Origin of the sequence: Streptomyces sp. NPDC008125, from assembly GCF_042957125.1 — a bacterium.
In the GTDB taxonomy this organism is placed as follows: Bacteria; Actinomycetota; Actinomycetes; order Streptomycetales; family Streptomycetaceae; genus Streptomyces.
The window spans coordinates 1-20,283 of the sequence record NZ_JBIBHR010000005.1; the positions used below are offsets into that span (position 1 = coordinate 1).

A 20,283-nucleotide genomic window follows, 5' to 3' on the forward strand; every position below is an offset into this window, starting at 1 on the left:
CTCGTCGACCGGGGCACCCCCATCGACGCCGCCTGCCGCATCATCATCCTCGAAGACCAGCTCGAAGAAGCACAGCGCATCAACGCCGAACACCACCGCACCGCCGTATCTCTGAGCCCGCCGACGGCGGTTTGAGACGGCCCGACCTACCGCCAGAGCTCTGCTGCCACTGCCCGCCGTGCTGCCGCAGAACCCGGAACTGGGTTCCTTCGGTGTGGCCACCGATCGAGTGAGGGCCGTGAAACGCTCCCGCCGAAAGGCCCTCAACGGTCAGCAGCGGGCGGCGCGACTCGTCTCGACGACGTCGTCCACCCTGAAGCCGGCCGGGAGGGCGGTGAGCGACGCCATGCACATCGTCCTGGACGACAGGCGATGGCTGCGGCCGGGCAGGGCAACGTTCTCGCGTCCCGGCTGATCCACCGGGCGCACGCCGAGCCGGACTGGTTCCTCTACGTGCCGGCGTGCGCGCTCGTCGAAGCCGACCGGGCCCGGCCCGGCACCGCCGAACACCTCGCCTCGCTGCCCGGGATCACGGTCCTGGACCTGGACCTGGACCTCGCGGCCGCGCTCGCCGTCGCCCGGCAGGAGAGCTGGGCGGCCGCCCACAGCCAGTACGCGGCGCTGCCGACGCAGGACCGTCCCGACGGGGCGATCATCGCGACCACGGCACCGGAGCGGTGGACCGGTGAGCCGGTCCGCGCCCTGGACCTCACGTTCTGAGCACTGCCGTACGGGCGCACGCGTGGCCCCGTCAGTTTCTGGCGGGGCTGTCGCGCGTCCGGTGGGGCGTGGGCGCCGGGAGCGGGGCGGAGAGGTGGCCGAGCGCACTGGTGGAGAATGAGCGGGTGCCTTGTGCCCGCGAGCGCGGTCGGGAGCGTGGGAGAGGTCGCTGCCGGACACCTCGCTGTTACCTCATACGCGGCCTCGGCTACCGGCGGGTGGCGTCGAGGCGCAGGAGGGAGCTCGCGACGACAAACACCGCCGGGGGACTCTTCCCCCACATGAAAGTTTGGGCGGTGGGCAGATGGGACGCAGGGTATTCGGGGGGCGGAAGGCGTGCAGCCGTTGTGAGTGGGCTCTGCGGTCGATGCTGATCGCGCGGCGCACGAGGTGCACAGTGGTTGGAGCCTGGCGACCGTATTGGGGGAGGCTGTGATGCAGGAGCTGCCGGAGGACGGAAGCACGATGTCCCGGCGGGCCAGGCTGGCGGCAGCGGTCTCGTACGACGGGCCGCCCGTCATCGGCGAAGCACGCGGTTTCGCCGGGGCATTTCTGGACCGGGCCGTGGCGCGGGGCGTGGCGGTGGCGGGTGTGAAGCGGGGTGATGCCCTGCTGGTGGTCAGCGAGTTGGTGACCAATGCGGTACGGCATGCTCCTGGTCCGTGCACACTCGCGCTTGACCTGCAGGATGCTCTGCTGGTGATTGCCGTGTCCGACACCTCGGGGCGGTCACCGCAGCCGCAGTCCTTCAAACCTGAGCGCATCGGCCAGCACGGACTGGAGATCGTCGTGGCCCTGTGCACCGAGGTCACCACCGAGTTCACCGACAGGGGCAAGACCGTTCGCGCCTGCCTCGTGGTCGTCTGAGAACCGGCCCGGGGGCCGGCCCGGATCTTTCGTATGTTGACACCGACAGGACGACTGCGCTGGGCTGGTTCCCACGGCCGGTGCTCCCCAGCCGCCCGGAAAGGTGGCACTTTGCCCAGCGAACGCACGCGGATCCACACGTCGGTCACACCGCGCGGCATCACTGTTCTCACCCCCGCGGGGGAACTGGACTTCAACAGCGTCGCCGCCCTGGAGACGGCGATCACCGCGTCCGGCCGGCTGCCCTGCGCCGTCGTGGACTTCTCGCACGTCGCCTTCATCGACTCCACCGGCATCAACGCCCTGCTGCGCGCCCACCGCGCGCTTCACCTCGCGGGCGGCTGGCTCCGCCTCAGCAGCATTCCCGACGCCCCCCTGCGCGTCATGAAAATAGTCGGCCTGGGCCACGTCATCGACATGTACCCCACCCTGGAAGCAGCCCTCCGTACGTGACCCGCCCCTCAGCCTCCGCACGGCCGTCTGCCCGTGCCGGTGTGGCTGTCCCCCCGGACGGCGTGGGCGACCCAGACTGGTCCGCTTCACCCTGCCGAGGGCCCCGGACCGTGCCATTCGCAGAAGAGCACGGTGGCGTCGTCTTCCAGACGCCCCTGGTGGTAGTCCAGGACCGCGTGCATGAGACGGCGCAGGGTTTCATCGACCGGAAGGTGGTCGGCGTGGTGGCGGATGATGAAGTCGGTGAAGCGCTCCACCCCGAACTCGTGACCGTCGGTGTCACGGGCTTCGGTGATGCCGTCGGTGAACAGCAGCAGCCGGTCGCCGGGCTCCAGCTGCTCGGTGCGCTGCTGGATCGGCAGGTTGAACCCGCTGCCCATCGGCCCGGCCGGAGGGCAGCGGAGCGTGCTGGCCCAGCGGCCGCCGCGGATCAGTACCGGGAGCAGGTGACCGCGGTTGACCCAGCTGAACTTTCCGGTGTCCAGCTCGAGGTCGGCGAGGATGCCGGTGGCGTAGCGGCTGTGGCCGAACTGCTCGACCAGGGCGTCTTCGATGGCCTTGCTGGCTTCGGGGATGGTGGCGCCGGCGCGCCGGTTGCTGCGGCATGTGGCCATGGCCAGGGCAGCGGTCAGGCCGGCGGACGTGTCGTGGCCCATCGCGTCGAAGACCGCCAGGTGCAGGACGTCGTCGGCCACCGCGTACTCGTAGGCGTCCCCGGCCACCTGGTAGGCCGGTTCCATGAAGGCGCTGACGGTGGCCCGCTGGTCGGAGAATGTGCGCGGCGGCATCATGCTCCACTGCAGTTCCGCCGGTATCCCCATGGGCCGGGTGCGGGTCAGCCGGGCGTGGGAGTCGCTGTTGGCCCGCTTGGACACCAGCAGCAGCCCGGCCACCGACGCCAGCGCCCGCACCACTTCCTCGTCCGGGCTGCCACCCTCCCCGCCGGCGTCGACGTGCAGGACCCCCAGGCGTTCGGCGCCGTCCCGCACTGGCGCCCAGGACGCCCCGCCGCGGGCCGGCGCGGTGACCTCGGAACTCTGGTAGGCGCGGCCCGGCAACGTGCCGTCGATCTGGTGCTCCTCGCCCCCCTTGCCCGCGCTGAGGCCGATGCCGGTGACCTCGCGCAGCACCTCCTCCTGAAGATCCGCCACGAACAGCCGCGCTCCGCCCGCGCCGGCTTCCTTCGCCGCGGTGTCGAGCAGGCGGGGCAGCTGCTCGAAGGCCGCCGTGTGACTGGCGTTCAGCAGCCCGGTCAGGGCCCGTGCGAGGGCGCCCGCAGTCATGCCGGTCTCCGCGGGCCGGGCCCCGGCCTGCCGCGGGCAATCCACTTTTTCGCCATGCCCCATCCCCACCAGCGCCGACCGTACGGGTCCGCGATTCGACGAACTCATTGCCACCAGGGATGACGCAGGGCTCAGCCCGAAGGAACCACACTGGCGCGACCGGCCCATCCCGGCCCCCTCAGTCAGAGGCCGGCCAGAACTTCGGTCTCCGCAAGTGTCCCATCCCACCGGCGAGGGCCACGCACCTCGGTCCTTCCACAGCCACCACTTCCTGCGGGGCCCTGTCGGCTCCGGTCTTCTCGTGCCCGTCCTCACTGCGCGCGTGGAGCGCGCGTGGGCCGTGTGGCGGGGGACCGCGCTGCTGGACCTCACGTCCTGACCGTGTTGTCCGTACAGCGCGCCCGGTGGTAGAGGGCCATCTTGTGCAGGTCGCCGGTCAGCAGGCCGGTGTCGATGACGGTGGTGAGCCGGTCGACGGTACGGGAGCGGTGTTCGCGCTGGCGCCGGACGAGGGTGCTGAGGAGCTCGGCGAGCGCGTCCGCGGGTGTGGAGAGCCCTGGGCTGTTGCTGGTGGGGGGAGCGACCGGTTCCCACCCGGAGTCGCCGATGGAGGCGAAGGCCGCCTCGGCGAGCCAGTCGAGGGCGAGGAGGTGGACCTGGGCGGGGGAGAGGCCTTGGCGCAGGCAGCCGATGAGCAGGAGCCGGTCGCCGGTCAGGCGGCGGATGAGGTGGTCGTCGCAGTCCTCGGGGGAGAAGTCGCCGACAAAGATCTGCTGTTCGGGACTGTGGGGTGTGCGGGCGGCCGGGATGGCGGCCGACAGAGCCAGACCCGGCCAGGCACTCGGCCCGGTGTGGTCGAGCTGCCCCCTGCAGGGCAGCGTCGGCCCATTGCAGGCGGGAGCTGCCGGTGACGACGAAGCCACCGTCCGCGCGGTCACCAACCGGCATGAGCTGCCCGGTGTGGAGGGCACCTACAGCGATGTGGCCCTCGCAATGGAAGAACGGATCGCTGGGTATCTCCAGAGGGTCTGGGAGAAGGAGGTGGTGGGAGCCGGGACTGTGGACACCTCCCTTTCCCACACCTCTCCCGGACGAACCGGCAAAACCCGCTCCGCCGCTGGTCAGCGGCCTTCCGGTCTTGGAGTAGTCGTGATTGTCGTCTGGGTCAACGGTGCGTTCGGTGCGGGCAAGACCAGCGCGGCCTGCGAGCTGCTCGATCTGATCCCGAACAGCACGCTGTACGACCCGGGGCTGACCGGCGCCGCGCTGCGCGGGCTGCTGCCCCCGAAGCGGCTGGCGGAGGTGACCGACTTCCAGGACCTGCCCATCTGGCGGCGCCTGGTCGTCGACACCGCGGCGGCGCTGCTCGCCGAGGTCCCGGGCACGCTCGTGGTCCCGATGACGCTGCTGCGCCAGGAGTACCGCGACGAGATTTTCGGCGGGCTCGCCTCCCGCCGCATCCCCGTCCACCACGTGCTGCTCCTCCCGGAGGAAACGATCCTGCGCCAGCGGATCTCGCAACGGCACGCGTCCGCCGAGGACCCCGACCGGAGCCGACGGTCCCGTCGCTGGTGTCTCGAACACATCGAGCCCTACCGCGCCGCCCTCCCGTGGCTCACCGCCGATGCCCACGTCATCGACACCGGCGCCCTCACGCCGCGTGAGACCGCGCTGAGGATCGAGGAAGCGGTACGCACCGGCGTCGCCCGGGAGTGCGGGATCGTCCAGAACCCCTCCCCGACCGCCGAGACGGTCGCCTCCGGCGTCCTCCTCTTCGACGAACACGGCCGGGTCCTCCTCGTCGACCCCACCTACAAGGCCGGCTGGGAGTTCCCCGGCGGGATCGTGGAGGCGGGCGAGGCACCGGCCCGGGCCGGAGTCCGGGAGGTCGCCGAGGAGATCGGCCTGGTCCTGACCACCGAGCCCCGGCTGCTGGTGGTCGACTGGGAGGCACCCCGCCCGCCGGGCTACGGCGGCCTGCGGTTCCTCTTCGACGGGGGCGTACTGCGGGACGAGGACGCGGCGGGGCTGCGGCTCCAGAACTCCGAACTGCGGCAATGGCGTTTCGTCACCGAGGAGGAGGCCGCCCGGCTCCTCCCGCCGACCCGCTGGACCCGGCTGAGATGGGCGCTCCGGGCCCGCGAGCGGTCCACCGTCCTCAACCTGGAGGCAGGGGTGCCGGTCGGCTGAGAGAGCCGGGCGGGGCCGACAGGGACCGGAGACGAGGCCGTCGGCTCCCCCGGCCGTACCGGCCCCCGGCCCGACCCGCCGGACCGGCCCCGTCCGGTTGCCCGTCAGCCCTGCCGCGACTCCGCGTAGTTCTGGAGGAACAGCGCCTCCGCGACTGAGAGACGCTCCAGCTCCTCGGGCGAGACGCTCTCGTTCACCGCGTGGATCTGCGCCTCCGGCTCGCTCAGCCCGATCAGCAGGATCTCCGAATCCGGGTACAGCTGCGCCAGCGTGTTGCAGAGCGGGATCGATCCGCCCATGCCCGCCGTCTGCATCTCCTCGCCCGGGTACGCGACCCGCATCGCCGCCGCCATCGAGGTGTACGCGGGGCTGGTCACGTCCGCGCGGAACGGCTGGCCCTGGCCCACCTGTTCGACCGTGACGCGCGCTCCCCACGGGGCGTGCGACTCCAGGTGCGCGGTCAGCAGCTTCGTCGCCTCCACGGCGTCCTGGCCCGGCGGCACCCGCAGGCTGATCTGCGCCCGCGCGCTCGCCTGCACGGACGGCGTCGCGCCCACGACCGGCGGGCAGTCGATCCCGATCACGGTCACCGCCGGCCGTGCCCAGATACGGTCCGCGACCGTACCCGCGCCGATCAGCTCCACCCCGTCCAGCACCTTCGCGTCCTTGCGGAACTCCTCCTCCGGGTACTGCAGCCCGCCCCAGGAGGTGTCCCCGGCGAGCCCGTCCACCGTCGTCGTACCGTCCTCGGACCGCAGCGAGGCGAGCAGCTGGATCATCGCGGCGAGAGCGTCCGGCGCGGCTCCGCCGAACTGGCCCGAATGCAGGTTCCCCTCAAGGGTGTTGAGCGTCACACGCAGCATCGTCATGCCGCGCAGGGTCGCGGTGACGGTCGGCAGACCGACCCGGAAGTTGCCCGCGTCACCGATGACGATCGTGTCCGCGGCGAGCAGCTCCGGGTGCTCCTCGGCGTACCGTTCCAGCCCGCCGGTGCCCTGCTCCTCGGATCCCTCCACGATCACCTTCACGCCGACCGGCACGCCGCCGTTCGCCTTGAGGGCGCGCAGCGCGAGCAGATGCATGATCAGGCCACCCTTGCAGTCCGCCGTTCCGCGGCCGTACCAGCGGCCCTCCCGCTCGGTCAGCTCGAACGGCGGGGAGAGCCAGGCCGGCTCGTCGAGCGGCGGCTGCACGTCGTAGTGGGCGTACAGCAGCACGGTCGGGGCTCCGGCAGGGCCGGGAAGGCAGCCGTAGACGGACTGGGTGCCGTCGGGGGTGTCCAGCAGCGCGACGTCCTGGAATCCCTCCGCGGTGAGTGCGTCGGCGACCCAGCCGGCCGCCGCCTCGCACTCGCTCTTCGGGAACTGCGCGGGATCCGCCACCGACTGGAACGCCACCAGCTCGCTCAGCTCCGCCTTGGCGCGGGGCATCAGCGACGCAACGGTTTCGGGGATCGGACGGGCGGTCATGGGAACGCTCCTTGTGAGTGCGGTGCCGCGGGTGGCCGTGCGAGGCGGCGCGGCCGTGGACGACGCCGTTTGTCCGGCGTTGTCCGTACGACGAAAACACTGCCGATCCTCCCACAGCGGACCCTGACCGGATCGCGCCGTAGGATGCCGTCAGTAGCTGGGGCAACTGGTCGGATCGGGAGCAGAAGCACATCGTGAGCAGCGAGAACGCAGACGCCGGGCGTGAGCACGAAGAGTCGTCGGTGTGGGACGTCGTGGTAGTCGGTGCAGGGCCGGCCGGTGCCTCCGCGGCATATGCGGCAGCCGTCGCGGGCCGCCGGGTCCTGCTGCTGGAGAAGGCGGAGCTGCCCCGTTACAAGACATGCGGCGGCGGGATCATCGGATATTCGCGCGATTCGCTTCCGCCGGGGTTCGAACTGCCCCTGCGGGACCGCGTGCACGCCGTCACCTTCTCCCTCAACGGAAAGCTGGCGCGTACCCGCAAGTCGAAACGCATGCTCTTCGGTCTCATCAACCGGCCCGAGTTCGACGCCCAGCTCGTCGAGGAGGCGCAGAAGGCCGGCGCGGAGCTGCGTACGGGTGCGTCCGTCGCGCGGGTCGAGCAGCACGGCTCGTCCGTACCGGACCGGCGCACCGTCGCGGTGGTGCTGGCCGGCGGCGAGACGGTGCTCGCCCGGGCCGTCGTCGGGGCGGACGGCAGTGCCGGCCGCATAGGCGCCCACGTCGGGGTGAAGCTCGATCAGGTGGACCTCGGACTGGAGGCGGAGATCCCCGTTCCCGAGACGGTCGCCGAGGACTGGGCCGGACGGGTGCTCATCGACTGGGGCCCGATGCCCGGCAGTTACGGCTGGGTCTTCCCCAAGGGCGACACGCTCACCGTCGGGGTGATCTCCGCCCGGGGCGACGGCGCAGGGACGAAGCGGTACCTGGAGGACTTCGTCGCCCGCCTCGGTCTGGCCGGGTTCGAGCCGAAGATCTCCTCGGGCCACCTCACCCGCTGCCGCAGCGAGGACTCGCCGCTCTCCCGGGGCCGGGTCGTGGTCTGCGGCGACGCGGCGGGCCTTCTGGAGCCCTGGACCCGCGAGGGAATCTCCTTCGCGCTCCGCTCCGGACGGCTGGCGGGGGAGTGGGCGGTACGCATCGCCGAGGCCCGTGACGCGGTGGACGCCCGGCGCCAGGCGCTCAACTACGCCTTCGCCATCAAGGCCGGACTCGGCGTGGAGATGAACGTCGGACGCCGGATGCTCAAGCTCTTCGAGCGCCGCCCCGGTGTCCTGCACGCGGTGCTCACGACCTTCCGTCCGGCCTGGAAGGCGTTCGCCGGGATCACCCGGGGAACGACCTCGCTGGCCGAACTGGTCCGTACCCACCCCCTGGCGCACCGCGCGCTCTCCGTGATGGACCGCCGGTCGGCCGAGAACGGCTGACCGGCTCCCGTACGCGAGCGACGGCGGCCCGGTCAGTCACGTCCCCGGCCCGGCCCGCCCCGGTGGGCGGGCCGGCGCAGTCGGAGCGCCCAGAAAGCCTTCTGGGCGAGGAGGGTGAGGGTGCCGGCGAGCACGATGCCGCCGAGGTTGGCGAGCAGCTGCTGCGAGGAACCCGTGGTCTGCGCGTAGTCGGAGTAGCTGAACGCCACCGCCGCGTTGGCCGCCGCCGGGACCGTCGTCACCGAGATCGTCACCCCGATCAGCGCGGCCGACTTCGACGAGGTGAGTGACAGGGTCCCGGCGATCCCCGCGAGGAACGCCACGACGAACGACATCCGGTCCGGCTGCCAGATGAAAGAGGTGTTCGGCCGGTCCGCCTCCACCATCGCCCTCGTGAACAGCCCGCAGGCGTCCAACAGCCATGCGAACCCGGCGGTCACCACCATCGCTGCCACGAACCCGCCCACGAGCGCGGCCAGCGAGCGCGCCACCAGCCTGGGCGCCCGCTGCACCAGGGCGGTGGAAACACCGGCCAGCGGCCCGAACTCGGGGCCCACCGCCATCGCGCCGACGATCAGGATCGCGTTGTCCAGCATCACCCCGGCCGCGGCGAGCATCGTGGCGATCGTCAGGAACGCGACGTAGGTGACGCTGAACGTCGACTCCTCGTGCGTGACCTCCGTCAGCTCCTCCCACAGCACCGCGTCGGCGCCCTCGCCCGGCGCTTGTTCCTCGGCCCGGTCGGCATGCTCGGAGAGCGTCAGGTCCAGCCTCTCCACCGTGATGGAGCCCGTGCGGTCGAGACCGAGCCGGCGCAACCGGGCGATCAGCTCGTCACCCGCCTCCCGGGCGACGTCGCAGAGCACCAGATCACCGGCGGGTGAGCGGGCAGCGCCCGGCAGCACGACGAGATGGGCGGTCCCCACGCTGTCGTCGAGCAGCCCCACCACCTCGTCCGTGGACGCGGCTGGAACGATCAGACGCAGATGCAGCACAGGGCCGGCCTCCCGGGGTCGCCCGGGACGCATACGCCCGGGCCGTGACGGTTCGCACGGCGGAAAGCCGTTCGACCTCTTATACCTCGTGGTCGAAGCCGTCACGGGAGCGGGCCGGTACAGCCCGGATCCCGCTGCGGGGGTCAGCCGCCGACACCGTGGGCCGGGCAGGTGATCCGATCGCGCTGGTGGTGGGGCTCTCGTGAGCCCTCCCCACATCCCGGGGGCGTACCCGCGCTGTTCTGCCGAGTACTTGCCCGCGACGGAGGGGCGGGGGCATGGCCCGGGCAAACACGCCGGTGCCGATCAGTGACGGCCCCCTCCCCCCACGTGCGCACAACCGAACCGGTGGTCAGCCATCCGCCGCGGCCCCCAGGAGCGGGAACACGGCCCGTCGTGCTCCGTCGCCCGGCCTCATCGGGCCCGTCTCGCCGTCCCGAACCGGACGAGGAGGCAGGCACGGGACACACGGGCAACGCGCGCGGGCCGGGTCAGGCCGCTTCTCCGGTACGGGCCCTGCGCCTGCGGGCCACGAACATGACCGCGCCACCGGCGATCAGAGCCAGGGCGCCGGCTGTCGCGATCGCCGGTGTGGCACCGCTGCCCGTCGAGGCCATGGTCCCCGAGGCGTTCGAGGAACCTGAAGAGGCCGCCACGGCCTTCACGGGCCCGCTGGACGCGGTCGGGGCGCCGGTCCGGTGGGAGTCCACGTCCGACGACGGACCGCCGTGCCCCGGAGTGGCGGTGGAGGCCGAGGTCTTCAGCGTGATCTTCGCGGTGTTGTTCGCCTTGTCGGTGTCCGCGGCCAGCTCGCCTCCCCACACGGTGGTCACGGTGGCGTCACCCGAAGTCGTGGCGGCAACGTCCTGCCCGGCCTTGACGGTGAACGGCAGCTCCAGAGTCTCGCCCACGGTGAACGGCGAGTCGACCGCGCACATGTACTCGGGGGCTCCCGGCGTGGGTTCGCCCATTCCGCCGCCCGTCCACACGCCGCACTCCGACGGGATCTTCACGGCGGTGGTGCCCTCGGGGATCTCGATCCGCACGCCGATCTGGGCGTCGGAACTCAGCAGGTTGAACGTCGCGGGGCCGTTGTTGCGGACCTTCGCGGTCAGCACGGTCTCCTCGCCCGGGGCTGCGTTCGCGGTGGAGCCGGTGAGTTCGATGTCGGCGGTGTTGTCGGCGGCGATCTGCCACTGGGCGTGATCGGTCCTCACCACCGGCGGCGTTCCGCTCTCGACGAGTCCGAGCACCGGCCCGTCGGAGGCGGCGGCCTCGGGCACGGAGGTGGAGGCGGCCTCGATCCGGTAGTCGACGAACTCGTAGAGCGCCGTCTGTCCGACCTCGATGCCGAACTGCGAGGAGAGCCGGTAGGCCTTGCCCGGCTCGACCGGCGTGGTGATGCGGCAGACGGCGGTGTCCAGTTCGTGTCCGTGTGCCGAGGGAATTCCGGTGGACTTCCCGTAGGTGCAGTTGGAGAACTTCTGGGCGAATCCGAGACCGGGGGTGGCGGCGAGCGACAGGTTCACGGCATCGGCGGTGAGCGAACCGGAGTTGGACACCGTGATCGGAGCGGCGAGGGTCGAGCCGGGGGCCGCGTCCTTCGTGTCCGGGATCCTGGCGATGCCGAGGTCCACCGCACCGACGGTGAGCCTGACGGTCGTCTCCGTGATGCTGGCGTTGGACGAGGTGGCGAACAGCCGTGCGACGCCCGTCGTTCCGAGCGCCGCGCCCGGCTTGGCGTTGACGTCCACGATGCCGCCGGTGGACTCGCCGGGGGCGATGTCCCGGCCGGGCCATGAGCAGATGTCGTCCACGCAGGAGAGGCCGGTGACGTCGGCGAATCCGGAGATGCCGGAGACATCGACCTTGACGACCACGTCCTTGGCCGTGCTTCCGCCGGCCTCGCCCTCCATGCCCCAGCCGATCTGCGACGAGTCCCCCCTGTCGGCGGGCTGGGGCAGCCCCACTTCGCTGTGGTCGGCCAGGAGTGTCAGGGCGGGGCCGGACTCGGCGTGGGCCGCGGGCACCGCCACGATGACCGGGAACAGTGCGACGGCGGCAGCGCTGAACACCGCGGACCAGGCACGCCGGCGTGTTGATGACATCTGGTGTTTCCCTTTCCATGGGCCGGAGTTGTCACACCGGCTACTCGGTGTGACAACTCCGGCCCACGGATGGTTGTGCCGGTTCTCCAGGTCTGTGGCACGTACACCAGTGGATCCGGGCGTGATCCGGACGAAAGGCCCTACCGGGCGTCCCGCCCCTCCACCGTGATCCGGAAGACCGGGTGGTCGGGGCAGGCCGCCAGCAGTTCCGCGTCCGTCGACGTGGCGGTGACGCCCTGGAAGTACTGGTTCACCTCCCAGCCCCAGCGCTTCAGATAGGCGCGGACGACGCGTACCTTCTGCGCGTCGTCCGCGATCTCCACCGCGGTGAAAGCGCGTGTCCTGCGCCCCACCCGCAGTTCGCCACCGCCGGCCGCCCGCATGTTGCGCACCCACTGCGAGTGGCCGCGGGCCGAGACCAGGTACTGCTCCCCGTCGTGGACGTGCGGATTCACCGGTACGCGCTGCATCTTGCCGCTCTTGCGCCCCCGGACGGACATCTCCGCCGTGCCCATGAGGCTGAAGCCATGGCGGGCGAGCCACCCGACGATGCTGTTGAACCGGGTGCCGATCGTGCCGGCCCGGAAGTAGTACGGCTGTGCCTGCGACATGGTGTCCCCAGTCCCTGAGCGCGAAGTGGCCCGTTTTCGCCGAGCTTCTCCGAGAGCGGTGCTCTCTGTTGAGATCAGTGTGCTCCAGGGGGCCGACTTGCGCAAGAGCAGTGCTCTTGTTTCTGTCCGGTGATCCGCCCGCATGGCAGAATGGGCGTCATGAGTGCCATCAAGGGAGCCAGGGAACGCGCCCGTACCGAGATCACCGCCGCCATCAAGGACGAGGCGAGAGCGCAGCTCGCGGCGGAGGGAGCTTCCAGGCTCTCGCTGCGGGCCGTCGCCCGCGAGCTGGGCATGGTCTCCTCGGCGCTCTACCGCTATTTCCCCAGCCGCGACGAGCTGTTGACGGCGCTGATCATCGATGCCTACGACGCCATCGGTGAAGCCGCCGAGAAGGCGGTCCGCGACGCCACCGCTTCCCAGGACGGCTCATCCGTGACCGCTTCCCCGGACGGCTCGTCCGCGACCGCCTGGACGGCCGTGGCCTGCGCCGTACGGAAATGGGCCCTCGCGCACCCCCACGAGTACGCCCTGATCCACGGCTCGCCCGTCCCCGGCTACGTGGCACCCCAGGACACCGTCGGCCCGGCCTCCCGGGTCGGCATGGCCCTCATCGGCCTGATCCGCGAGGCCCACCGGGGTGAATGCCTCGCCACGCCGCCGCTCTCCGCCGCTCTGCGCCCCGAGGCGGTCCGGATGGCGGCCGAACTCGCCCCGGACCTGCCCCCGGCCAACGCCGCCGCCCTCGTCATCGCCTGGGCCCAGCTCTTCGGACTCGTCTCCTTCGAGGTCTTCGGCCAGTTCAACGGGGTGGTGGTGGACCGGGAGACGCTGTTCCGTCAGGCGGCCGACGGGCTCGCGCACTCGGTAGGTCTCACCGTGCCCGGGGAGCTTTCCGAAGGGTGAACGCCCAACCGGAGCACCCCCGGCGAGGGGCGGGAGGTCCGCCGGAGCCGCGGAGCACCAGAAGTGTCTCGACCATCACGGTGCGCCCCCCGGGAGAGCTCCCCGTCGAGGCGTTCTACGGCGAGGGCACCCGCCAACTCGCCCATGTCCGCGGGGTTCTGAGTGACGACCCTGAGCCCGGGCCCCAGGGAGGGCGGCCACGGGCACGTCGTCGAAGGCGACGACCAAGACGTCCTTGAGGCGGCTGCGCGAGATCTCGGTCAGACGCCGATCGTCATGACGCTGCTGCCCGACAGCAGTGCGGCCGGCGGGTCGGAGACAGCGAGCAGCCGGGCCGTCGCCGCCGCTCCTTCCGGGGCATGGGCGTGGGCGACCAGCGCCCGGTCGTAGGGGAGTTCAGTCTCGGCGAGCGCCGTGCGGTACCCGGCTACTCGTTCGCGGCGGGTGTGCAGGCGGGCCGGCAGATCGCCGATGAAGCCGATCCGGCGTTCCGCGCGCACGCGGGCGGTGCCGGCCGCACGGCGAACACCGACACCAACGGTGTGGTCGAACTCCGGCGCCCCGGGAAGGACGTCGCCCTCGACACCACCCCCGTCGTCGAGGGCCGTGCCTACACCCGAAGGTGCGGACGGACGGTACCCGTAGCCAGGCCTGGTTCGGGGGTGGGGCCGAACCGTCATCGACGCGACCGACGACTTCCGCGCCGGCGGGCTGTTCGGCGTGAACCGCTTCGCGGCGAACACCCTCGCGCAGAAGCTGCCGTGGGCCGACCGGCCGGGGTCTTTCCGGCGCACGCGTCCGTGCCGGGCGCCGGGAAGGCCCCTGCCCAGGTCACCAAGTGATGGCGGACTTCTCCGTCCAGAGCCGCGCGAGGGCCTCGTCGCCTTCGAGGGCGGCCGAGGAGAGCGGCAGGCGGTTCCACAGGGCCAGGTAGAGGGACTCCGCGCTGCCGCTCACCACACAGTCGGCGCCGGACTCGCGGCCGTCGTCGCGTACCGCCCGAGGCGGTTCGGCCGAGAGGCGGACCGTCCAGGCGGCGTCGGCGTCGACCGCGTGCACCCGCAGGACGCGCGGGGCCTCCGTGCGTACCCGGCTCTTGGCGCGGGCGTGGAAACCGGTCAGCAGTTCGTCGATCCCGTCGAGCGCGCAGGCCGTACCCACCCGCGAGTACGGGGCGCCGAGCGCCGATTCGGCGTCCACCCGGTGGATCGTCGTCTCGTGCAGCTGGCGGCGGGCCCAGAACGCCGACCCCGAGGCCGCCGGCATGAACGTCCAGCAGGCGAGGTCGCGGGGAGCGGCTTCCAGCGTCGCCACCAGACGCCGGTGCCCGTCGGCGAACCAGGCCAGCAACTGGCTTGTGTCCAGGTCGGGCTCGCCCTCGTCGCCGACGTACTCGGTGTGCCCTTCGGCGACGAAGGCCGTCGCCCACCGGTGCACCATGCCGGTGTGGCGCAGCAGGTCGCGCACCCGCCAGCCGGGGCACGTCGGAAGGAGGGCGTCCATCCCCGCCCGCTCCGCCGCCGCGGCGAGCAACCGGCCTTCGGCGCTGAGCTGTGTGATCTGTTCGGACATGTCCATGTCGCAGATTCTCGCAGGGCCGGGGGCGGGGCCGGCGACCTTCTCGCCTGCTGGAATCAACGGGGTTCCGCTTCGGGGCGCGGTCCGGGGCGCAGAGCGAGATCTCCGCGTCCCGGTACTGCGAGGTTGTGCCGCGTCGCGGTACCGCGAGGCCGTGCGGCGAGTCGGTACGGCGACGCGGCCCTCAGGCGGCGTCCGGCGACGCGGTCCGGGAGGCGTACCCGAGTACGGCGGCCGCGGCTGCGAGCAGGGCCACCGTGGTCAGGGCCATCGGCAGCGAGAGCCAGTCGGCGAGAAAGCCGATGACGGGCGGTCCCATCAGCATGCCGCCGTAGCCGAGAGTGGAGGCGGCGGCCACACCGCCGGGGCCCGCCAGCGCGCCTGCCCTTCCGACCGCGACCGGGAAGATGTTGGCCAGTCCGAGCCCTGCCACGGCGAAGCCGGCGAGCGCCAGGAGGACCGTGGGGGCGAGCGAACCCAGCAGCATGCCCGCCGCGGCGGCGCCGCCTCCGAACACCAGCGTCCGTGTCTGGCCGTAACGTTCCAGCAGGGCGGTACCGGTGAGCCGGCCGATCCCCATGGCCAAGGCGAACAGTGAGTAGCCGGCGGCCGCGGTACCCGGCGTGGCGTGCAGATCCTGGGTGAGGTGCAGCGCACTCCACTCGGCGAGCGCGCCCTCGCCGTACGCGGTGCAGAGGGCGATCACGCCGAACAGCGCGACCACGCGGCGGACGGCCGGGCTCATGCGGGGCGAGGAGGCACGGGTGTCCGCCGTGGTGGGCGCGGAAGGCGCGCCGGAACCGGAAGTGGCCGCCGTGCCCGGGGTGTTGCGGAGCATGACCGGCCCCGCGACCGCGGTGACCAGCAGACCGGTCGCGGCGAGCCAGGTCAGGTGGGCGACGGGGGAGAAGTGGCCGGCGGCGAATCCGCCGATCCCCGCACCGGCCATGCCGCCGAAGCTGAACGCGGCGTGGAAGCTGGGCAGTACGGGCCTGCGGATGGCGGCGACGAGGTCCACCGCCGCGCTGTTCATGGCGACGTTCATTCCGCCGTAGGCGGCGCCGAAGACCAGCAGCAGCAGCCCGAGCGTCAGTGCCGAACCGGCGTGCGCGGGCAGGGCGATGCTCAGTGGGAGCAGGATGCCGCACCCGACGGCGACCCGATGGCTGCCGAACCGGTGGCAGAGCCGGCCGGTGAGGACCATCGTGATCACCGCGCCCGCCGAGACGCCGAGCAGTGCGAGCCCGAGCGAGGAGGCGGAGGCTCCGATGTGGTGCTTGATGGCCGGGATGCGTACGACCCAGCCTGCGAAGAGGAAACCGTCGAGAGCGAAGAACACGGTCAGCGCGGTGCGGAGCCGGACCGCGGAGGGTGGGGCGGTGTCTCCGCCAAGCCCCCCGGTCCGGACCGTCCGCAGTTTGTTTAGGTGCGGCACAAACTCAGCATAGGGGCGTGCCCAGGACGGGCACAAGACGCGTGCGGACGTGACCCGCGGCACGTCGTGACCTGGTGCCGAAGCGTCAGAGACGCCTCCGGATCGTGGGAGACTCGCCCCCATGAACGGCAAGGTGTCCACCACGCGGACGAAGCTGGAGAGGGGTCGCGGCGCGCTCGGGCCGGCCCTGGAACTGGTGCACACGGGGCGCGCGCCCACCCGTGCCGTGCTGACCTCGGAACTGGGCGTCACCCGCGCCACCGCGGGCGCGGTGGCGGCCGAACTGGAAGCGCTGGGGCTCATCAGGGTCGATTCCAGCCCCGGTTCGGCCGCCGGTTCGCAGGGCCGTCCCTCGCATCGGCTGTCGGTGCGCGAGACCGGCCCCGTCGTACTCGCCGCCCAGGTGCACTCCGACGGTTTTCGTGCCGCGCTGGTCGGCCTCGGGGGCCGGATCGTCGCCACCGCACCCGGGTGCGGCACCGTCATGGCCGACCCCGCCCAGGTGCTCGGCGAAGTGGTGGAGGCGGGCGCGCAGCTGCTGCGCGGCAGTGGCCTGCGCTGCGTGGGTGCCGGACTCGCCGTTCCCTCGGCCGTGGCCGAACCGGAGGGAACGGCCCTGAACCCGATGCACATCGCCTGGCCCGCCGGTGCCCCGGTACGCGAGATCTTCCGCTCCTGCGTGCGTGAAGCGGGCATTGAGGGACCGGTGTTCACCGGAAACGACGTCAACCTCGCTGCGCTCGCCGAGCATCGGCACGGCTCCGGGCGCGGTTCCCGGCATCTGCTCTGCGTGGCCACCGGCCACCGCGGTGTCGGTGGCGCGCTGGTACTCGACGGCCGTCTGCACACCGGGAGTTCGGGGCTCGCTCTCGAGGTGGGGCACCTCACGGTGAACCCCGAGGGCCGCGCGTGCCACTGCGGCGGCCGGGGCTGCCTCGACGTCGAGGCGGACCCGCTCGCCTTCCTCCTCGCCGCGGGCCGGACGCCCGGCCCGGAGGAGTCGCTGCTCAAGCAGGCCGGCGATCTGCTGCGTACGGAGTACGGGGACGGCGACGTACGCCGCGCCGCCGAGGCCCTCATCGACAGGCTGGGGCTGGGGCTCGCGGGGCTCGTCAACATCCTCAACCCCGACCGGGTCGTCCTCGGCGGCCTGCACCGGGATCTGCTCCAGGCCGACCCCGAGCGACTGCGGGCCGTCGTTGCCGACCGCAGCCTGTGGGGACGCAGCGGCAGCGTGCCGATCCTGCCGTGCACGCTGGCGCACGACAGCCTGGTGGGCGCGGCCGAACTGGCCTGGCAGCCGGTGCTCGACGACCCGCTGACCGTCCTCGTCTGACCCGCGGCCGCAAGAGCGTGTCGCGGCACGCGCGACAGCCGGTGACCGCAGGACGGTGCGGGGCCCCCGGCCGCCGGCCGCAGGGTCAAACGCACTGTGCGCGAAGAAGGGTGAGTGCTCGTCAGCCGAGGACGGCCGACCTGCTGGGGAACTGCGCCGAGGCTTCCACCGCCCCTGCGTACCGCCCCCCGAACGGGCCGTCGGTCATCGATCCGTACACCGCGAGCGGTGGGAGCGCCCTCGTCGCGGTGGACGGGGTGGGCAAGGTGAACCAGACGACCTTGCCCGCCCCGTCGCCGGGCCGGACACCCCAGCTCTCGCTGACGGCGGCGATGAGGGCCAGGCCGCGCCCGGACGTCGCGAAGGTGTCCGCCACGTTCACGGAGGGCAATCGGGGATCGTGGTCGTGGACGGAGACCGTCAGGCGGTCGAGCAGCAGCTCGATGTCGACGGTGCACGACTTGTCCGGTTCCGCGTGGCGGTGGACATTGGTGAGAAGTTCGGTGACGCCCAGGGCCGCATGGTCGATCAGAAGATCGAGATGCCAGTAGCGCAGTTGCGCCGAGATGATTCTGCGGACCTGACCGATCCGCGACGGCAGTGCCTGGAGCTCCACCGTGCAGTGCCTGCTTGGCTCGCTGATCACGGCTGCGACTCCCCGAAAGAGGTCCGGAAGAAGACGGAGGAACGGATCCAGCATGTGGCTGGCTGGTGTTTCTGGTCTGCTGTGGTCCGTCGCGGAGGCCCGCCACCTTCAGTCGCAGGGTGACCTTCGATGAACCGTCCGTGACGTAGGTTCAGCGTCGCTCAGGGCGCCCCGCTCCGCAACTCGCGGCCGTGGGCGCGGCCCACGGGCCGAGGAGGGGTGCCGGGTGGATCATGGAGGACTCCGCGGGAAAGCCGCGAGGTCACCGGGGCCGCCGGCCTGCTGACGCGCGCGAGAAACGACGCTTCGGAGTGCCGTCCCGGCGGTGTTCTCCGGACGGCGCCGTCCGGACGGTGCCGGTGCGGTGGTGCGGTGGTGCGGTGGTGCGTCGCTGTGCCGGGTGCGGCTGCCCTGCTTGTCCGGCGGTGTGCCGGTGCGGCGCGCTCGGCGGGGTCAGCGGTGACGGCAGCCCGCGCTGCGCAGCACCTCCAGGAAGTGATGTATCGGTGCCGTCCCGTCCGGCTGTCGGCCGCGCTGTCCCATGGTGAGCCGGTAACGCACTCCGTTGACCCGGGCCACGGCCGAGTCCGTCTGGGAGAACCACCGCTTCCACGCGCTGACCGCTCCCACCGGGGCACTGTCGATCTCCCGGCCGTTGCTCGTCAGGAGAGCGACCCGGCCGTCTTTGACGATCACCTGCCCGGCCAGGGTGAGCGAGCGGGCCCATCGTTCGATCCGTACGCCCCGTGCGCTGAACTCCACGTCGTCCACCGCTCGGTCGCCCCCCTTCGCATGCCGACTCCTGGAAGGAAGTCTTCCCGCGCCGGCACTGCTTCACGTGCGCGTGTCGGGCTGAATTACGTGTACGCAAGGTGACGCCGGGCGACGTGTGTCGCCCAGATCAGTCGCGTTGTCCGCGCTCCGTACCCAAGCAGTTCCTGGGGGAGATCCAAGTCCCCGTTTGTGCAGGTGGGGGGAATATCGTGGGAGGAGGGCACCACAGCTTCCACGGGCTTCACCAGGAGGATCAGGGATGGGCATCAGAGAGCACGGAATCGACGGAGAGCCCGTCCCGACGATCGACGTCGACCGCAGTGACTCCGGGTACCGGTCGTGGCTCAAAGAGGCCGTGCGCAAGGTGCAGGCCGACGCCAACCGGTCCGCCGACACACACCTGTTGCGCTTCCCGCTGCCCGAGGACTGGGGCATCGACCTGTATCTCAAGGACGAGTCCACCCACCCGACCGGCAGCCTCAAGCACCGTCTCGCCCGGTCGCTCTTCCTCTACGGGCTCTGCAACGGCTGGATCCGCCCGGGGAAGCCGGTCATCGAGGCGTCCAGCGGTTCGACCGCCGTCTCCGAGGCGTACTTCGCGAAGCTGATCGGGGTGCCCTTCGTGGCGGTGATGCCCCGCACGACCAGTCCCGAGAAGTGCCGTCTGATCGAATTCCACGGCGGCCGCTGCCACTTCGTCGACGACCCCCGGGCGATGTACGAGGAGTCGGCCGCGCTCGCCACGGAGACCGGCGGCCACTACATGGACCAGTTCACCTACGCGGAACGGGCCACCGACTGGCGCGGCAACAACAACATCGCCGAGTCGATCTACCAGCAACTCCGGCTGGAACGCTACCCGGATCCCGCGTGGATCGTCGCCACGGCCGGTACCGGCGGCACCTCGGCGACCATCGCCCGGTACGTCCACTACATGCAGCACGACACCCGCATCTGCGTCCCCGACCCCGAGAACTCCTGCTTCTTCGACGGCTGGACGCGGCACGACCCGCTGGCGAGCAGCGACTGCGGCTCCCGTATCGAGGGCATCGGCAGACCCCGGATGGAGCCGAGCTTCGTCCCCGGAGCCATCGACCGGATGATGAAGGTCCCGGACGCGGCGAGCGTCGCGGCGGTACGCGCCCTGGAACGCGTGATGGGCCGACGTACGGGCGGCTCCACCGGCACCGGGCTCTGGAGCGCCTTCAAGATCATCGCCGAGATGGTGGAGCGTGGCGAGCAGGGCAGCGTCGTCACACTGATCTGCGACTCCGGCGACCGCTACCTGGACAAGTACTACGCCGACTCCTGGCTGAACGAGCAGGGGCTCGACATCGCCCCCTACGCCGCGGCACTCGACAGCTTCCTGCTCACCGGAGACTGGCCCGCCTGACGCCTGACGCCTGACGCCTGACGCCTGACGCCTGACGCCTGACGCCTGACGCCTGACGCCTGACGCCTGACGCCTGACGCCTGACGCCTACG

18 protein-coding genes and 2 pseudogenes are annotated in these 20,283 nt (G+C 71.5%); 9 read left to right on the forward strand and 11 right to left on the reverse strand.

All coding sequences use genetic code 11. The features are described from left to right. The 4 genes and pseudogenes from ACFZAX_RS10100 to ACFZAX_RS10115 form a co-directional block, all read left to right on the forward strand. A pseudogene (locus tag ACFZAX_RS10100) lies at positions 1-135 on the forward strand (MerR family transcriptional regulator); the annotation flags it as partial. A 211-nt stretch (positions 136-346) separates the two neighbouring features. Continuing rightward, positions 347-720, forward strand: a pseudogene (locus ACFZAX_RS10105) (hypothetical protein). Between the two features lie 435 nt (positions 721-1,155). Next, on the forward strand, positions 1,156-1,587 hold the full coding sequence (locus tag ACFZAX_RS10110) for an ATP-binding protein (protein WP_390960532.1): 432 nt from the start codon (positions 1,156-1,158) through the stop codon (positions 1,585-1,587). A 111-nt stretch (positions 1,588-1,698) separates the two neighbouring features. Beyond that, positions 1,699-2,040 carry an anti-sigma factor antagonist gene (locus ACFZAX_RS10115; RefSeq protein WP_390960534.1) on the forward strand — a complete coding sequence of 114 codons (342 nt, stop codon included), beginning with the start codon at positions 1,699-1,701 and terminating at the stop codon, positions 2,038-2,040. Positions 2,041-2,126: 86 nt separating this feature from the next. On the opposite strand, the gene ACFZAX_RS10120 is transcribed toward ACFZAX_RS10115, so the two are convergent. Continuing rightward, positions 2,127-3,323, reverse strand: a complete 1,197-nt coding sequence (locus ACFZAX_RS10120) for a SpoIIE family protein phosphatase (protein WP_390960536.1) — start codon at positions 3,321-3,323, stop codon at positions 2,127-2,129. A 368-nt stretch (positions 3,324-3,691) separates the two neighbouring features. After that, on the reverse strand, positions 3,692-4,246 hold the full coding sequence (locus ACFZAX_RS10125) for a hypothetical protein (RefSeq protein ID WP_390960537.1): 555 nt from the start codon (positions 4,244-4,246) through the stop codon (positions 3,692-3,694). Between the two features lie 229 nt (positions 4,247-4,475). Here ACFZAX_RS10125 and ACFZAX_RS10130 point away from each other — a divergent pair, with 229 nt between their 5' ends. Then, entirely contained in the window at positions 4,476-5,513 is a 1,038-nt protein-coding gene (locus ACFZAX_RS10130; RefSeq protein ID WP_390961000.1) for an NUDIX domain-containing protein, read from the forward strand. A 104-nt stretch (positions 5,514-5,617) separates the two neighbouring features. On the opposite strand, the gene ACFZAX_RS10135 is transcribed toward ACFZAX_RS10130, so the two are convergent. Then, positions 5,618-6,982 (reverse strand): M20/M25/M40 family metallo-hydrolase, encoded by a 1,365-nt coding sequence (locus tag ACFZAX_RS10135; RefSeq protein WP_390960539.1) that lies wholly within the window; start codon positions 6,980-6,982, stop codon positions 5,618-5,620. Positions 6,983-7,176: 194 nt separating this feature from the next. Between ACFZAX_RS10135 and ACFZAX_RS10140 the strand changes: the two genes are divergently transcribed. Continuing rightward, the gene (locus tag ACFZAX_RS10140) at positions 7,177-8,409 is read left to right on the forward strand and encodes a geranylgeranyl reductase family protein (RefSeq protein WP_327174116.1); all 1,233 of its coding nucleotides are present in this window, start codon (positions 7,177-7,179) and stop codon (positions 8,407-8,409) included. A gap of 32 nt (positions 8,410-8,441) precedes the next feature. On the opposite strand, the gene ACFZAX_RS10145 is transcribed toward ACFZAX_RS10140, so the two are convergent. The 3 genes from ACFZAX_RS10145 to ACFZAX_RS10155 all read right to left on the reverse strand — a co-directional run bounded on the left by ACFZAX_RS10145 (position 8,442) and on the right by ACFZAX_RS10155 (position 12,123). Then, positions 8,442-9,404 (reverse strand): DUF389 domain-containing protein, encoded by a 963-nt coding sequence (locus tag ACFZAX_RS10145; RefSeq protein ID WP_390960540.1) that lies wholly within the window; start codon positions 9,402-9,404, stop codon positions 8,442-8,444. A gap of 491 nt (positions 9,405-9,895) precedes the next feature. Continuing rightward, positions 9,896-11,512 carry a hypothetical protein gene (locus ACFZAX_RS10150; protein ID WP_390960541.1) on the reverse strand — a complete coding sequence of 539 codons (1,617 nt, stop codon included), beginning with the start codon at positions 11,510-11,512 and terminating at the stop codon, positions 9,896-9,898. Positions 11,513-11,652: 140 nt separating this feature from the next. Continuing rightward, positions 11,653-12,123 (reverse strand): nitroreductase family deazaflavin-dependent oxidoreductase, encoded by a 471-nt coding sequence (locus tag ACFZAX_RS10155; RefSeq protein ID WP_390960543.1) that lies wholly within the window; start codon positions 12,121-12,123, stop codon positions 11,653-11,655. A gap of 159 nt (positions 12,124-12,282) precedes the next feature. On the opposite strand from ACFZAX_RS10155, the gene ACFZAX_RS10160 reads away from it, so the two are divergent. Next, entirely contained in the window at positions 12,283-13,029 is a 747-nt protein-coding gene (locus ACFZAX_RS10160) for a WHG domain-containing protein (RefSeq protein WP_390960544.1), read from the forward strand. A gap of 260 nt (positions 13,030-13,289) precedes the next feature. Here the strand turns inward: ACFZAX_RS10160 and ACFZAX_RS10165 are convergent, their stop codons facing one another. From ACFZAX_RS10165 to ACFZAX_RS10175, 3 genes are all read right to left on the reverse strand, one after another. After that, positions 13,290-13,529, reverse strand: coding sequence for a hypothetical protein (locus ACFZAX_RS10165; RefSeq protein WP_390960545.1), 240 nt, complete (start codon positions 13,527-13,529; stop codon positions 13,290-13,292). A 331-nt stretch (positions 13,530-13,860) separates the two neighbouring features. Beyond that, positions 13,861-14,607 carry a maleylpyruvate isomerase family mycothiol-dependent enzyme gene (locus tag ACFZAX_RS10170; RefSeq protein ID WP_390960546.1) on the reverse strand — a complete coding sequence of 249 codons (747 nt, stop codon included), beginning with the start codon at positions 14,605-14,607 and terminating at the stop codon, positions 13,861-13,863. Positions 14,608-14,791: 184 nt separating this feature from the next. Further along, positions 14,792-16,042, reverse strand: a complete 1,251-nt coding sequence (locus ACFZAX_RS10175; RefSeq protein ID WP_390960547.1) for an MFS transporter — start codon at positions 16,040-16,042, stop codon at positions 14,792-14,794. Between the two features lie 121 nt (positions 16,043-16,163). Between ACFZAX_RS10175 and ACFZAX_RS10180 the strand changes: the two genes are divergently transcribed. Continuing rightward, a complete protein-coding gene (locus ACFZAX_RS10180; protein ID WP_390960548.1) occupies positions 16,164-17,378 on the forward strand; it encodes an ROK family protein in 1,215 nt (404 codons plus the stop codon). Between the two features lie 121 nt (positions 17,379-17,499). Here the strand turns inward: ACFZAX_RS10180 and ACFZAX_RS10185 are convergent, their stop codons facing one another. Continuing rightward, positions 17,500-18,024: an ATP-binding protein gene (locus tag ACFZAX_RS10185; protein ID WP_390960550.1), complete on the reverse strand. Its 525-nt coding sequence runs from the start codon at positions 18,022-18,024 to the stop codon at positions 17,500-17,502. A 453-nt stretch (positions 18,025-18,477) separates the two neighbouring features. Then, entirely contained in the window at positions 18,478-18,795 is a 318-nt protein-coding gene (locus ACFZAX_RS10190; RefSeq protein WP_390960552.1) for a hypothetical protein, read from the reverse strand. 262 nt (positions 18,796-19,057) lie between these two features. Between ACFZAX_RS10190 and ACFZAX_RS10195 the strand changes: the two genes are divergently transcribed. Further along, on the forward strand, positions 19,058-20,191 hold the full coding sequence (locus ACFZAX_RS10195) for a pyridoxal-phosphate dependent enzyme (protein WP_390960553.1): 1,134 nt from the start codon (positions 19,058-19,060) through the stop codon (positions 20,189-20,191). Positions 20,192-20,283 lie beyond the last annotated feature (92 nt).

Bases quoted from the DNA above. Each gene is read 5' to 3' on its own strand.
- ACFZAX_RS10180 (WP_390960548.1), top strand. From the start codon at position 16,164: ATGAACGGCAAGGTGTCCACCACGCGGACGAAGCTGGAGAGGGGTCGC.
- ACFZAX_RS10120 (WP_390960536.1), bottom strand. From the start codon at position 3,323: ATGACTGCGGGCGCCCTCGCACGGGCCCTGACCGGGCTGCTGAACGCC.
- ACFZAX_RS10170 (WP_390960546.1), bottom strand. From the start codon at position 14,607: ATGGACATGTCCGAACAGATCACACAGCTCAGCGCCGAAGGCCGGTTG.
- ACFZAX_RS10150 (WP_390960541.1), bottom strand. From the start codon at position 11,512: ATGTCATCAACACGCCGGCGTGCCTGGTCCGCGGTGTTCAGCGCTGCC.
- ACFZAX_RS10155 (WP_390960543.1), bottom strand. From the start codon at position 12,123: ATGTCGCAGGCACAGCCGTACTACTTCCGGGCCGGCACGATCGGCACC.
- ACFZAX_RS10135 (WP_390960539.1), bottom strand. From the start codon at position 6,982: ATGACCGCCCGTCCGATCCCCGAAACCGTTGCGTCGCTGATGCCCCGC.
- ACFZAX_RS10195 (WP_390960553.1), top strand. From the start codon at position 19,058: ATGGGCATCAGAGAGCACGGAATCGACGGAGAGCCCGTCCCGACGATC.
- ACFZAX_RS10160 (WP_390960544.1), top strand. From the start codon at position 12,283: ATGAGTGCCATCAAGGGAGCCAGGGAACGCGCCCGTACCGAGATCACC.
- ACFZAX_RS10110 (WP_390960532.1), top strand. From the start codon at position 1,156: ATGCAGGAGCTGCCGGAGGACGGAAGCACGATGTCCCGGCGGGCCAGG.